The sequence below is a fragment of the methanotrophic endosymbiont of Bathymodiolus puteoserpentis (Logatchev) genome, assembly GCF_900128525.1.
In the GTDB taxonomy this organism is placed as follows: domain Bacteria; phylum Pseudomonadota; class Gammaproteobacteria; order Methylococcales; family Methylomonadaceae; genus Methyloprofundus.
Genome location: NZ_FQTQ01000036.1, coordinates 1 through 14,587, shown reverse-complemented (window position 1 = coordinate 14,587; position 14,587 = coordinate 1). Strand labels below are relative to the sequence as shown.

The following is a 14,587-nucleotide window of genomic DNA, read 5'->3' as shown; positions in this document are numbered from 1 at the left end:
CTAACTTATCAATCTGCTTTTGTTGCCAGGCAAGCACTTCCAACAGCACATCCACTAGCGGCGTGCGATCTTCTTCATTTATCTCTGGCAGTTTCGGTTTAGGCGAGTTCATAGAATATATTGTAAAGCAATTTTTTAATATTTGCCTGTGGATAATGAGAAGTTACCGAGAATTAAGCTAACCGTACCGGGCAGAAACTGTTCTTGTCCCGTAGGATAGACCCAAAGATGTTCGCCAAACTTCATCGGCTTGTAATGCTCCATCCATGAGCGTTCCCATATTTGATCTTCTAAAACCTCTGCATGCCAGTCTTGTATAATATTATCTGGAAATTGCTCGAATAATAAGGTTTTGATTAAATCTGGGGATGCGTTCAACTCAAATAAGGCAATGATTTTGGTGTGTTCCCAAATTTTTGTTTCGCCGATATTAGGTTCGTAAATGGGTTGCGATGTAGCGCTCATATAAGTAACGGAAACAGCGCCTAATTCGCTAAAATAATTAGATATATCGGGTGATAATGCTGCCTTACTTACCACAGAAATTTGATGCCAAGCCATAATGAATTGTGTTGTGTGTGATCTATAAAGTAAATCTGGATATAAATATTTGTAAGTGATGGCTTTAGTTCGAGAAAGGCCATTAAGCAAGGCAGACTGAAGTCTACCTCACTCAATAAGAGACTATTTTTAAGTCATACCTAATTTCTTTTCTAAATAATGGATATTTTGGCTGCCTAGAGCGAATGCAGTATCTGCCATAATATCTTGCTGTAATGGGATGTTGGTTTTAATGCCATCAATGACCATTTCGCTTAATGCTGTTTTCATACGGGCAATAGCGCTGGCTCTGTCTTCACCATGGGCAATCAGTTTGCCAATCATAGAATCATAATAAGGCGGTACTCTATAACCGTTATAAATATGTGTTTCACAGCGAATGCCTGGTCCACCTGGCATATGGAAAACATCAATTGTTCCAGGGCAAGGCATAAAGCTCTTGGGATCCTCTGCATTTAGGCGGCATTCAATCGCATGTCCGTGTATAACCACTTGATCTTGTGTGTAAGACAAGGGCTCGCCAGCGGCAATACGCAATTGCTCTTTAACAATATCAATACCCGTGACCATTTCAGTTACGGGGTGTTCAACCTGAACCCGGGTATTCATCTCGATAAAGAAAAATTCCCCTTTTTCGTATAAAAACTCAAAAGTCCCTGCGCCTAAATAACCCATATCAACACAAGCTTGTGCACAGCGCTCACCGATAAATTTACGTTGTTCTTCGGTAATGCCAGGTGCCGGTGCTTCTTCAACAACTTTTTGATGGCGACGTTGCATAGAGCAATCGCGTTCACCTAGGTGAATGGCATTACCATGCGAGTCAGAAAGAACTTGAATTTCAATATGGCGTGGATCTTCGAGGAATTTTTCCATATAGACCGTAGAGTTACCAAAAAAGGAGCCTGCTTCTGATTTGGTTAAGGCAATCGAACTGATTAACGCACCTTCGGTGTGTACAGTACGCATACCACGACCACCACCACCGCCAGCAGCTTTGATGATAATTGGGTAGCCAATTTCATGAGCCAATTTTAGGTTGGTTGCATTATCATCACCTAAAGGTTCACCGTTGCCAGGAACACAAGGAATGCCAGAGGCAATCATCGCTTTTTTAGCCTCGATTTTATCACCCATTATGCGAATAGTCTCCGCTTCAGGGCCTACAAAAATAAAGCCACTTTGCTTTACTTTTTCTGAAAATTCAGCACTTTCTGCTAAAAAACCATAGCCGGGATGAATAGCTTCTGCATCAGTCACTTCGGCGGCACTAATAATGGCAGGGATATTTAAATAGCTGTCTACAGACGCTGCAGGTCCTATACAGATGGCTTCATCTGCTAGGCGAACGTGTTTTAAATCACGGTCAGCACTGGAGTATACGGCAACGGTTTTAACGCCTAATTCACGACACGCGCGTAAAATGCGTAAAGCAATTTCACCGCGATTAGCTATAACTAGTTTATCGAACATGCTTATACCTCGCTTATTCTTCTATGATGAAAAGAGGTTGATCATATTCAACAGGTTGTGCATTTTCGATTAAGATTTGTTTGATCGTTCCACTTTTATCCGCTTCGATTTGATTAAGAATTTTCATTGCCTCAATAATACAGAGTGTATCACCCTCTTTGACGACTGTGCCTATTTCAACGAAAGCTGCTGAACCTGGTGAAGCTGAGCGGTAAAAAGTACCGACCATGGGTGACTTAACCACATGACCAGAAGCTTCTGGTGCAGCTGCTGGAGCGCTAGCAACTTCTGGTGTGCTGGCTGTAGGGGCTGTCATAGTCGCCACTGGTGCCGCCATTACAGGCGCGGCAGCTTGTTGTTGAGCATAGCGATTAATGCGTACAGACTCTTCGCCTTCGGTAATTTCAATTTCAGCGATGTCAGATGCTTCAATAAGTTCGATCAGTTTTTTAATTTTTCTAATATCCACGATTTATTTTCTCTCGAGTAGTGTCTGATGAGCAGCCTGTAAGGCCAATTCGTATCCTAATGCGCCCAGTCCACAAATAACTCCCTGAGCAATATCAGAAAGGTAGGAGTGCTTACGAAATGGCTCCCGTGCGTGGACATTGGATAAATGGACTTCTATAAAAGGAATTTTTGTTGCTAACAAGGCATCACGAATGGCGATGCTAGTATGAGTAAACGCAGCAGGGTTGATAATGATAAAATCAACTTGGTCTGCAAACGCTTGGTGAATGAGCTCTATAATTTCATGTTCAGCATTGTTTTGCTCAAAGTTGAGCAAGTGACCAAGTTTTTCGGCAAGTTCTTCAGTACTGTGTTGTATATCACTGAGGGTTTGATTGCCATAAAGCCCCGGCTCACGAATGCCGAGTAAATTAAGATTAGGGCCATTGAGGATAGTAATTTTTGCCATGCTAAACAGGTAATTTTATTATTGTTATTATAAAAACAGACTAATTTTGCCTAATTTGCATGATTTTGTCCAGATATATGTTATTTAACAACAGTTAGCGACAAAATAGCTCGTTTCTTTGTGACTTTCTTAACATATTACCGGGTTGGGAATGACTTACTTTTTGTCAGTGAGTTCTAGTGATGACAAGAATAATGATTAAAAAAATCGCATTCCTAGAGGCGAGCTACTTAGGAATGCACATTAAATAAAACTCGACACTTTGGGCATTCTACATATAGTGCCAAAAGTGGCTTACACTTTTAATGCCCATTTAATGTGTTTCGTGAGAATGGCTTTAGCCACGACAGTTCATGCCACTATCGCGGCTAAAGCCGCTCCTACTTAAAGTGTAAACTGAAGAACGAAAGGTGCCAAACTTTGTTTATGAAGCACCGCCAGCCCTTAAAGGGCTGACGGTGCTTGCGGATATTATTTAATTTTCGTCATTATGGGCTATGTCGATCCTTGTTATATAAGCGGGTCGATAATTTGACGAATTTTAGTTTTAGATAATTCACCTGGATGACGAAAAATAATCTCGTTATCGGCATTTATGATAAGCGTAAAAGGAACCGCATTAACCACATTACCTAATTGTTTGGCAAGTTGCTGCCCTTCTATTTCAGCCATAAGAATAGGGTAATTGATGTTAATAAAAGCGAGATAATCAGCGACTAACTCAGGTGTATCGATAGCGATACCAATAAACTGTACATTTTTATCCGCATATTCATTTTGCAGAGTAATAAAATCTGGTATTTCTTTTAAGCACGGTGGGCACCACGTTGCCCAGAAATTAATGATAATGATTTTACCGCGCCATTTGGAGATTGGCGTTAGTTCGCCCGCTAAATTTGCCAAGGAAAAATCGATTAAAGGCGTAGGTGCTAATACTTGTTGCTCTTTTTGGCTTTGGTGATTGGCGAATAAAGCGCTAACTAATATTAGGAATATAAAAATAAAAACAAGTAATGATTTAGGCATTATTTAGAGAGGCATATTTATTGAGTAAATCGGAATTGGTATAGTTGTCTTTAATTTTTATGATTTCAGGCAGGAATACACATTCAATAAAACCCAAAACTGTAGGTTATGTAGCACTACCAGTCCTCAAAGGACTGGTAGTGCTTGCGGATATTATTTAATTTTGGTTCCTATGGAAATATAGCTGTCTTAAATCTTGGATAATTGGCCCAGAAACGTTTCAGCATCTTGATAGCCAATAATGCGTAAATCACCTTGTTCTTGCCCGTCTAAGCGAAAAAATAATATAGCAGGTGGCCCCACTAAATTAAAGGCTTTTAATAGCTCTTTATCTGTAGATGTATTTTTAGTGACATCGGCCTGTAACAGAACGAAGTTAGCCAGTGCCTGTTTAACTTCTGGCTTACTCAGCGTATAAGCCTCCATTTCTTTGCAGCTAATACACCAGTCGGCATAAAAATCCAGCATCACCCACTGGCCATTCGCATTAGCGCGTTGAATTTCTTGTTTTAATTCAGCTAGTGATGCTATTTTTTTAAAGGCGGGGGGTGTTTCAGCTTGTGCGTTTGCCGTCGCGCCCATAGATAAACCTTTTAATGGTTGCAAGGGGTTGCTATTGCCAGCGCTAAGGCCAACTAAAATCAGCAAGCCATAAGCCAGTAATACAACACCAACGCCTTTCCATAATTTATGCCAGCCACTATCAATGCTGGGTAATGGATCTAAAGCACGCAGATAAATAGCTGGGATAATGCATAGGATTGCCCAGAAAAACATAATAATTTCGGCAGCAAGTACTCGCTCTAGCATCCATATAGCAACGGCTAACATAATCACGCCAAAGACAGATTTGCTGGCATTCAGCCAGTGCCCTGCTTTAGGTAATAAGCTGCCCGCAGAAGCGCCAATAACTAAGAGTGGCACACCCATACCAAAACCCATAACAAATAAAGCCGAGCCACCTAAAATAACATCGCCGGACTGCCCTATATACATAAGCGCAGCGGCTAGTGGCGCAGCAACACAAGGGCCAACAATTAAAGAAGAAAATACGCCCATCAATCCAGCGCCTAAATAAGAACCATCACGGTGCTTATCGCTTGCGTTATGTAAGCGAGATTGTAATGATTTAGGTAATTCTAAATGATAAAAACCAAACATTGACAGTGACAGTAGGATAAAAATACCACTGAACAGGTAAATAATCCAAGGTGCTTGAAATGTTGCTTGGAGATTACTGCCAAATAATGCCGCTAGAACACCAAAAATAGTATAAGTCATGGCAGAAGCCAGAACAAAACTCAGTGAAAGTAAAAAGGCTTTGCGGCTGCTAATGTCTTTACCTTGACCGACAATAATCCCCGACAAGATTGGGATCATTGGAAAGACACAAGGGGTAAAAGCTAATAATAAACCGAAGCCCAAAAAGCTGAGTAAGGTGAGAAAAAAGGAATCTTGGTGTAAAGACTGGATAATAAGGTCTTGTTCTGAATGATTACTTGTTTTAATTGGCTTGGCTGGTGACGTGAGTTCGGTTGCTGTGATTTCTGGCAACAATAAAGTCACTGTTTTCTCCATAGGTGGATAGCAAACCCCACGCTCAGCACAGCCTTGGAATTTAGCGCGTAACGTAATACTATGCTGAGTGGCATGCAAGCGCTCAAGAGGAATAGTAAAAGCCACATTATTATGCAAAATTTCCACATCACCAAAAGCCTCATCAAATTTTGGCGTGCCATGAGGGATCTCATAATCAAGTAGCTTAGTATTGTTAGAATCGAGTAATTCTAGGTCTATTTTTTCTCTATAAAGATAATAGCCTTTTGCTATTTGCCAATTAACTCTGAGATTTTTACCCTCTTTGACAAAAGCGGAAAATTGAAATGCCTCATCCGCGGGCAACAACTCAGCTTCATTTTTAAATAGGTTCAGCCCTAAGTTAAAATTTTTGCTGAGTTGCTGTAATGGATTAGCACTACTTTCTGCGATTTCCGGTGTGCTAATTGCTGGCAGTTGTACCGTCAGTAATGTTTTTTGGGGTGGATAACAAATACCTAAATCAGCACAGCCCTGATGCTTTACCAACAAAGATAAGGAGACCTTTCCAGTAGGGCGCTGCAAGGTTAACGTGTTCTCTATATGATGACGATAGATAACAACATTACCAAAATACTTATCACTCTTAATTTCACCCGCGGGTAAATCGACATGTTCAACTGTTATTGCCTTTGTTTTTGAGGCGAATAACATTTTATTGCGATATAGATAATAACCTTCGGCAATATCCCAGGAAATAAGTAGATTGCCATCTTCCGTTGCTTGGGCAGAAACCTTAAAGGCTTGTTCCGGCGTTAATAAGTCGTCAGGATTAATGGCGAAAGTGACTTGACTAAACAGAATAAAAAAGCAGGAAAGAACGATTTTAACGTGATGCATGAAGTGATCCATTGTAAATAACCAGGTAACCCATTATCGGTGGAGAAAGTAATAATTTTGGGTCGGGTGTAGCTCTAATGATACAGTAGGGCGGACTTCAGTCCGCCTGTTTAGCAATAGTGGACTGAAGTCCGCTCTACGATTTCTAGGTGTCCTGTCTTAAGTTTGTCGCACCATGATGTGCTTTTGTAATGAAAATAGTGCAAGGTAAAAGCGACAATATTCAGCTTGTAGTATGCTATAAAGCGTAAAGAATACTATTTTTTTAAAAAAAAGTCTTCACAGTAGAAGGATAGAGCCTAAATTTAATACCTGATTAAATCGATGGAAAATTAATTAATCCACAAGAGAATTGCCTTATGAACCCTATACAATTTGTTTTTTTAGCTTTTTTAATCATCCCTTTTGTAGAAATATACTTATTACTCCAGATTGGCGGAATCGTCGGTGTTTTTCCCACTATTGCCTTAGTTGTACTGACTGCCATCATCGGTGCTGGATTATTAAGGCAACAAGGCTTAGCCACTTGGCAGCGCTTTCAAGATAATTTAGCTAAAGGTACATTGCCAGCCTATGAAATGGTCGAAGGTCCAATATTATTAGTCGGAGGTGCATTATTATTAACCCCCGGATTTTTCACAGATATCATTGGATTTGCCTGCTTAATTCCGCCTATGCGTAAGAAAATAGCCCAGTACATTATTGAAAAACGCCTAGTACAAGCTGGCATGCCACCGCAGCAACAACAATCTAAAACACAGCCGGATGTTATTGAAGGCGAGTTTAGAAAAGAAGATTAAAAGAAGTAGGGCGTGGCTTTAGCCCGCCTTGATACGCACAAAGGCGGGCTAAAGTCACGCCTTACAAGTTATTGAAACTTATCCTCCCGAGAACATAAATGAAAAAATCACTCATCTTTTGCGCCATGCTGACTGGCGCGTTAATACATAATGCAGCGGCAGAAGAAGTAGGCTGCATCACCACCTCATGGAAATTAATTGGCGCTAACCATAAAATCTGCGTACAAGCTTTTGATGACCCAAAAGTGAGCGGTGTCAGCTGCCATATTAGCCAAGCAAAAAAAGGCGGACTAAAAGGTACCTTTGGTTTGGCAGAAGACCCAGCTCAGTTTTCGTTGGCCTGTCGGCAAGTTGGGCCTATTAAATTTAAAGAAAAACTAGCTAAACAAGAAGAAGCCTTTAGTGCCGATACCTCGCTATTTTTTAAAGAAACGCGAGTAGTGCGACTTTTTGATAAAAAGCGTAATACCCTCGTTTATGTCGCCATCAGTCGAAAAATCATAGATGGCGCCCCTGCAAATAGCCTATCAACTGTTCCTATTATGCCGTGGCGAGAATAAGAAAAGTGATAGAACCCGAGTTTTTAAGAGATGCTGTCATGGCAGAAATAAATAAATAAAATGCAAAAAAATTATCACTGCCTCACCAAAGTGAGGCAGTGAGTGTGGATAATGACAGTATCATAAAAATATTAAGGGAAATATTTAATGGAACAGCTCACCGATTTAAAAGCAATCCTACACTCTAAACGTGCCAATATTTACTACTTAGACAAATGTCGAGTGATGCAAAAAGATGGCAGAGTACTGTACTTAACTGAAGCCGATACCGAAAAGCAATATTGGAATATCCCCATCGCCAATACCACCTGTATCTTATTAGGCACAGGAACATCCATCACCCAAGCCGCCGTTAGAATGTTAGCTCAAGCAGGCGTTTTAATTGGTTTTAGTGGTGGAGGGGGAACGCCGTTAATCGCCGCCAATGAAATAGAATGGCTCTCACCGCAAAGTGAATATCGACCCACCGAATATGTGCAGGGCTGGATGGCTTTTTGGTTTGAAGAAAATAAGCGCCTCAAGGTCGCTAAACAATTTCAACAGCAGCGCATCGAATACATGCAAAAAGTCTGGGGAAAAGACCGGGATTTAAAAAACGAAGGATTTAGCCTAGATGACCCCGATATCAATCAAGCCTTGACTCACTTTGCAGCCAAAATAGAACGCAGCCAAGATGTCATGAATTTATTATTAGTAGAAGCACAACTCACCAAGGCTCTCTATAAAATAGCCGCCAAGCACACCCAGCAAAAAAACTTTATCAGGCAACATGACAGCCTAGATGATGCCAATGATTTTTTAAATCATGGTAATTATTTAGCCTATGGACTCGCCGCTACTACTCTCTGGGTCTTAGGTATTCCGCATGGATTTGCCGTGATGCACGGAAAAACCAGACGTGGCGCGTTAGTGTTTGATGTTGCCGATTTAATCAAAGATACGCTGATTTTACCGTGGGCTTTTATCTGCGCCAAAGAACAAGCCACTGAACAAGAATTTCGCCAACAATGCCTACAAAATTTCACCCAACATAAAGCCTTGGATTTTATGTTTGAAGCGGTTAAGCAAGCCAGTGTAGAAGGTAAAGATTTATGATGGTCACCTTTGTATCCCAATGCGAACACAAAGCACTTAATAGGACTAGACGCGTATTGGATGCCTTTGCTAATCGCATAGGCACAAACACATGGCAGACAGTGATTACCGAAGACGGCCTACAAGCCGTTAAAAAACTATTGCGCAAATCTGCCACTAAAAATACGGCTGTGAGTTGTCATTGGATTAGGAGCCGTAGCCGGAGTGAGTTTTTGTGGGTGGTGGGGAGTAAAAATGAATTTAATGAACAGGGCGTTGTGCCAGTGAATTACACCAATCAAATTGATGCACTAAAAATGGATGAAATAGACGTGAATATCGAAAATTATTATGCAAATACCAAGAAACAACCATTAGATCAGCATTTATTTGCTGTGGGATATGTCGCTTACTTGTTATCTAAGCAATTAGTCGAGGATGATAAGCTTGCTAAAACCGCTTTTGTTGCTGGTTGTTGGCATGATATGGGGAAAATTGACGCTGGTTTTCAAACCTGGATTTTAGAAAAAACAAAAAAGCAGTTGATTGATGAAATTCCATAAGAAGGGCAACATATTGATAAAAAGTCAGGTGCATTTTCTTTTGAAAAACATCCAAGACATAATGAAATATCTGTATTGCTCCATTATTTATTTGATGATGAAAAGGATACCTCTATTGTTGGTAATAAAGCTAACAAGAAATTAATAAAACATACCATCTATTGGCATCATGCTAAGCCGATTAGAAAGGAGGAATTTACAAAATATGAAATCATTTACAACAAACTGATTTCATCGTTAAAAGATAAATCCATTAATAGCTTATCGCCAACCATTCATGGCTTGCTTACTTCTATTAATGCGCTAGCGGCAGGCTATGATTCAGAGTTAAAAACTGGAAATGTACTGAAACAGGTAGATGAAGATAACTTGAATGACTTAAGAGTTTTCTTACCTGATTATAAAAGTTATGGATTAAGTGAAAATATTGAGGGCTATCAGTCGGATGTAAAAAACAATGCTAAGAACAATATCGTTCGCTCAGTGGTAGTGAGCGCTGACAGATTAGTCTCTGCATTAAGTGCCGAAGCCTTAAATAGCCATATAGAGCAAAACACATTACCTGAATTAATAACAGAAGCCTTATTAACTGAACGTAGTTTACTAACAAAAATTAAAGAGTGCTTACAAGGTTTTGAGAAAAAACATCCTGATAGTAAAAGAAATCAACAACAACAAATAGCCGCTGAAAAATTATCCGATGAAGAAGTGAGTGTCGGTGTACTTAATGGACCCGCAGGCTGTGGTAAAACTAAAATTACTTTGGAGTGGGCGCTAAATACCCACGCAAGAAAAATTATCTGGATTTGTCCAAGAGTACAAATTTGCCAAGGTTTATTCAATGATTTAACAAGCAATGAATATCTTCCTAATGCTCAAATCGAAATTTGTACAGGGGAATTTAAATTTACCAATAGTTACCGTGATGAAGATAAGACACCCGAAGGGCAAGAATTTTCAGGGGATATTGTTTTAACCACCATTGATCAAGTCATTAATACCATCACCACCCATACAAAGGTAACGGGACTGGTGCAGTATATGAATGCACATATCGTCTTTGATGAATATCACGAGTATATTCCAATGGATGGCTTTAATTTATTGTTCGCTGAATTAGTGGCTTGTAAACAGCTACAAAACAAAAAGGCTAATGCTTTATTAGTCTCTGCTACGCCTAATTTCCATTTTGTAAATAAGCTATTAGCGATCAATGATATTGTCGATATTGAAAGTTTTAATCAAAGCCAATATAAAATTGAATTTGTTGATTTTGATGAAAAAATAGAAGATGACAGTAATCCTCTTTATGCGCCACAAGCTGAAAATAATACCTTTGTGATTAGCAATACTGCGATTACTGCCCAAAAAAGTTTCATTAAAAATCAGGATAAGGAAAACAGCATACTCATTCATTCAAAGTTCAAACCTTCAGACAGAAAAGAATTGTTTAATAAAGTATTTGCCGCGTTTAAACAACAAGGGTCTAGAAATTATGATGTGTTACGCTCAGGCCCTATCGTGCAAGCCTCATTAAATATCAGTTGCGATAAAATGATAACCGAATTTACCAATGCAGAAAACTGGTTGCAACGATTAGGGCGATTGGATAGGTTTGGCGAGAATCAACAGCAGAATGTTTATGTTTCTGCAATGAGTGAACATGTCAAAAATGGCAAAGTATTAGGGAATGCTAAGTTTCTCCACAGTAGTTTATATTGTTTACAAAGCACCAAAGCATGGTATGAGTTTTTGCAAGCAAAATTGCCTGATAACAAAATTGTAAGCATTGCCACACTGTATCAAATATATCAGGATTTTTATGAGGATGAGAACAGTCTTAGCGTGATTGAACAAGACTTAATCATGGCACTAAAAGAAAGCGTTAAAGCCATAGAGCAAAAAATTGTAGACCCTATCAGCTTTCCTAATAAACCAAAGCCTGTAAAAGGTGGCGTGAAAATTAAAAATAACTCTTTACGCGGTAATAGTCGTTTTGTGCAACTGGCGATTATTAATATTGAGAATGGCAAGCAAGAAGTAAGCAATGAATATGCTTGCGACAACGAACCCTTCACTTTATCAGTCAGTGAAATGATGGGTTATGGTGATAGTGAAAAAAGTGTCTTAGATTTTATGGCAAAAAAACACCATAACATCATAGAAGATAAAAATTATGGCGTTAAGGCAACCACAAAATATAAAGACAGAGCCTACCTTAAAAAAGCTAAAGAAGCTGAAACACCGATTTATTTAAGTTACACGCCTGAAGATTTGAAACAAGTAGAAGCAGAAGCACACACCTATGCAATTTATTATGCCGTAGGAAAAAACCAGCCTATTGGGGCTATTTCTACTTATCAGCTTAAAAATATTGACTAAAAATAAAAAGAGCCTAAAGTGTACAAAATAAGCATTATTATGTACATTTATAAGAGGTGACCTATGAAAATATTAACATCCACAGAAGCCAGAAAAAACTTCAGTGCCCTCATAGCAGGGCTAAAAGAAAACCCAGTGACCATCTCTAAGCAAGATAAAAACGTTGCTGTTCTGCTGTCTACGGAACGCTATAAAGAGTTAAAGAAATTAGAAGATTTTTTATATGGTAAAGCCGCAGAATTAGCAATACAAGAAGGGTTTGCATCAAGAAAAGAAACAGATGAGTTATTAGATGGTTTATAAATGAGAGACTACAAACTCACAAAACAAGCCTTTAAGGTTTTAAAGTTATTGGTAAAAAACGACCCCAAAGTAGCAAAGAAAATAAAAAATATTATCAACAATTTAAGAAATGACTCAATAACGGGGGAAAGCTTGCAAGGCTATCGCCAGTTTAAAAAAATAAGAGCGGGTAAATATCGTTTAATTTACACCTATCAAGAAGAAATACTGCTAATTGCCATTATTGAAAAAAGAGAAACAGTGTATCAAACCTTTGCACACTTGGCTAAATGCACTAATTTTTTAGAAAAGTAGCTTATTTAGCATTCGAGTTTAAACAAGCTTTTAAAGCATCTATTTTTACATTAACTTACGGAATACTGAAATGAAAAAAGTAACAGGAATTAAAAGTGTTGATTTTAAAATTACCGCATTAGGGCATGGTGTAGTGAATTGGAATGGGCCAACAACATTACAAGATGAAGGGAGAATTATTGATAACCATACCTTACCTAAACTTCGTGGTTACACCAACATCACAGGTAAAGAAAGTGAAAAAGGGTATAAATTAAAAAAATCACCAACGGATATTGATTTTAAAAAAACGCCCTTATATATCAGCCAGAATTGTATTCGTCATCACCTGTTTAGAGATCAAGCTTTTGATATTCACTATGCAGCCGAAAAAAGCCTACAAGGTGTACTAGCCTCAATAACGGGATTGATTCGTGGGTTTGTTGTGCCTTCTAGCCAGTGTAAACGTACCAGCCCTTTATTAATGGAAGATTTTGTTGATGAGTTAGGGAATGGTAACTTTGAGCAATTTGGTCAGGCAGGAGAGCGTGATAGATCCTCATTTTTCTCAAAAACAACCTTTGGTGATACAAAATACACGTCTTATGGATCAATCAGCATTGAGCAATTACAATTTATATCATTAGATAAAAAGTTTGATCGTTGTGCAATGGTGATTAAAGAAGGGCAGGGCGAAGAAGTCGCTCAAGCGGTGCAAGAGTTTATTCAATCACTTAATTCTGATTTAAGCCCACAAGCAGTATTTCATCACAATTATGTGCGTAGAGGCACTATTTTTGAAGAAGGTGAAAATGGTATTTTACTGAATAATGATGCGGTACAAGCACTGATTGAACATAGCTTACAAATGATAAGCGAGCTTTCTATTAGACAGGCAAAATCTTATATGTATGTCGATGAAATATTAGTGGATTACAACGACAGCCATAAAATGATGCGTATTAAACGCGGTGAGGGTGATATATCGGAACAAGCTAACTCGGATTATGCTGTTTATTTTTACGCCAAGTAAAGGAGTGATTTATGAAAATTATCATAGATTATGATTCCTCATGGCGAAATTCATTTTTAGACCCAAGTACCAGTAATAATGAACCGTTACCGAAAAATGGGCGTAAATTTATTGGCTCAATGACGAGTCTAAGAAAGCCTGAAAATTTTATTAAAAGAGACATTACTTTAGATACCGTTATGGGAATCTTAAATAGGGTGATAGGCGACCAACGTAAACTGTATCAAGCAAGAGACTCGGACGATTATTTTTTTAAAGCGATTGATTATGCTAATAGCGATAAAGTCATTTTTAAAGATACTGGCATTGAGACCAGTGAAATGACCTATATTAGAAATATCACGGGGAGTACAGACCAAAATTCGTTTACAGGTGCAATAAAAACCAATGATGCTATGTTTTCATCAGATTATTCGGCTGAATTTTGGGGGATATTAGCGTTAGATTTTGAAGCACTTTGTCAGTTTATTGTTTCAAATACTAAAGTGACAGCCACAATTCCGGCTAACCCAGTATCAATTATTGAAAAATTAGAGCTGTTGAACAAAGAAAAAGCGGTTGCAAATGAAGGAATAGCAAACGAAGCAGTGGAATATCTCAAACAGAGATTTGAAGGCATAGAATATCTGAATAAAAAATCTGAAATTATGCCCATCAGCTTATATTGCTCCTCTCTTTATTTGCAGCTAGATAGGTTGGCACAATATTTTAATATGGATTCTGCAAAAACCAAAGCAGGTGGTATTAGTGGTATCTCTAAACGAGGCTTCACCACTAAAGATTTTATGAGCCGATTTACAACAGGAGATAAAAAGAAAATATGGGGCAACCCCTATATCCGTAAAGAAAGAATAAAAGGCATTGGTGAAGTCACTTCTCTAATGACCAAAGCCAGTGGACAACTTGAAATTAATCTTGATGTGAGCCGAGAAAAAGCGAAAGAAATAAAAAGCATGATTGAAAATGCCGGCGTATCAAGTTTTTATTTGGGGAAAAAAGGCTTGGCTTATATTTCTCAGGAAATAGATACAAGGGAGTTAAAGCAATGAAACATTATGTCGAAATTGTTATAAAGCCAGATGAAGAAATGCGCGAAAATGTTCTGCTTAACGAATAAGGTTAGATTGTGATCGCGAAGCGAGCCACAATCTGAACCGTTTGTTGGACAAGCCCGATTTACCCTT

General features: G+C 38.7%; 15 protein-coding genes. 9 read left to right on the top strand and 6 right to left on the bottom strand.

What is annotated here, in order from left to right:
* Positions 1–135: 135 nt before the first annotated feature.
* From BQ7314_RS02030 to BQ7314_RS02005, 6 genes are all read right to left on the bottom strand, one after another.
* The gene (locus tag BQ7314_RS02030; RefSeq protein WP_174482040.1) at positions 136–561 is read right to left on the bottom strand and encodes a 50S ribosomal protein L11 methyltransferase; all 426 of its coding nucleotides are present in this window, start codon (positions 559–561) and stop codon (positions 136–138) included.
* A 129-nt stretch (positions 562–690) separates the two neighbouring features.
* The gene (accC, locus tag BQ7314_RS02025; RefSeq protein ID WP_174482039.1) at positions 691–2,034 is read right to left on the bottom strand and encodes an acetyl-CoA carboxylase biotin carboxylase subunit; all 1,344 of its coding nucleotides are present in this window, start codon (positions 2,032–2,034) and stop codon (positions 691–693) included.
* A 13-nt stretch (positions 2,035–2,047) separates the two neighbouring features.
* Positions 2,048–2,503 (bottom strand): acetyl-CoA carboxylase biotin carboxyl carrier protein, encoded by a 456-nt coding sequence (gene accB, locus BQ7314_RS02020; RefSeq protein ID WP_174482038.1) that lies wholly within the window; start codon positions 2,501–2,503, stop codon positions 2,048–2,050.
* Positions 2,504–2,506: 3 nt separating this feature from the next.
* On the bottom strand, positions 2,507–2,953 hold the full coding sequence (aroQ, locus tag BQ7314_RS02015) for a type II 3-dehydroquinate dehydratase (RefSeq protein WP_174482037.1): 447 nt from the start codon (positions 2,951–2,953) through the stop codon (positions 2,507–2,509).
* A gap of 510 nt (positions 2,954–3,463) precedes the next feature.
* Entirely contained in the window at positions 3,464–3,979 is a 516-nt protein-coding gene (locus BQ7314_RS02010; RefSeq protein ID WP_174482036.1) for a TlpA family protein disulfide reductase, read from the bottom strand.
* 189 nt (positions 3,980–4,168) lie between these two features.
* The gene (locus BQ7314_RS02005) at positions 4,169–6,415 is read right to left on the bottom strand and encodes a protein-disulfide reductase DsbD (protein ID WP_174482035.1); all 2,247 of its coding nucleotides are present in this window, start codon (positions 6,413–6,415) and stop codon (positions 4,169–4,171) included.
* Between the two features lie 359 nt (positions 6,416–6,774).
* On the opposite strand from BQ7314_RS02005, the gene BQ7314_RS02000 reads away from it, so the two are divergent.
* From BQ7314_RS02000 to cas5fv, 9 genes are all read left to right on the top strand, one after another.
* The gene (locus BQ7314_RS02000; RefSeq protein WP_174482034.1) at positions 6,775–7,215 is read left to right on the top strand and encodes an FxsA family protein; all 441 of its coding nucleotides are present in this window, start codon (positions 6,775–6,777) and stop codon (positions 7,213–7,215) included.
* Between the two features lie 98 nt (positions 7,216–7,313).
* A complete protein-coding gene (locus BQ7314_RS01995; protein WP_174482033.1) occupies positions 7,314–7,775 on the top strand; it encodes a CreA family protein in 462 nt (153 codons plus the stop codon).
* A gap of 147 nt (positions 7,776–7,922) precedes the next feature.
* Positions 7,923–8,870: a type I-F CRISPR-associated endonuclease Cas1f gene (gene cas1f / locus BQ7314_RS01990; RefSeq protein WP_174482032.1), complete on the top strand. Its 948-nt coding sequence runs from the start codon at positions 7,923–7,925 to the stop codon at positions 8,868–8,870.
* Entirely contained in the window at positions 8,867–9,412 is a 546-nt protein-coding gene (locus BQ7314_RS15730) for a hypothetical protein (protein ID WP_245394886.1), read from the top strand. The genes cas1f and BQ7314_RS15730 overlap by 4 nt, the downstream gene beginning before the upstream one ends.
* Before the next feature lie 75 nt (positions 9,413–9,487).
* Positions 9,488–11,794: a CRISPR-associated helicase Cas3' gene (gene cas3 / locus BQ7314_RS01985; RefSeq protein WP_245394885.1), complete on the top strand. Its 2,307-nt coding sequence runs from the start codon at positions 9,488–9,490 to the stop codon at positions 11,792–11,794.
* A 63-nt stretch (positions 11,795–11,857) separates the two neighbouring features.
* Positions 11,858–12,097, top strand: coding sequence for a type II toxin-antitoxin system Phd/YefM family antitoxin (locus BQ7314_RS01980; protein ID WP_174482031.1), 240 nt, complete (start codon positions 11,858–11,860; stop codon positions 12,095–12,097).
* Positions 12,098–12,391: a type II toxin-antitoxin system RelE family toxin gene (locus tag BQ7314_RS01975; protein ID WP_174482030.1), complete on the top strand. Its 294-nt coding sequence runs from the start codon at positions 12,098–12,100 to the stop codon at positions 12,389–12,391. It begins immediately after the preceding gene.
* Positions 12,392–12,461: 70 nt separating this feature from the next.
* A complete protein-coding gene (gene cas7fv / locus BQ7314_RS01970) occupies positions 12,462–13,403 on the top strand; it encodes a type I-Fv CRISPR-associated protein Cas7fv (RefSeq protein WP_174482029.1) in 942 nt (313 codons plus the stop codon).
* Positions 13,404–13,414: 11 nt separating this feature from the next.
* On the top strand, positions 13,415–14,452 hold the full coding sequence (gene cas5fv, locus BQ7314_RS01965) for a type I-Fv CRISPR-associated protein Cas5fv (protein ID WP_174482028.1): 1,038 nt from the start codon (positions 13,415–13,417) through the stop codon (positions 14,450–14,452).
* Positions 14,453–14,587: the final 135 nt, after the last annotated feature.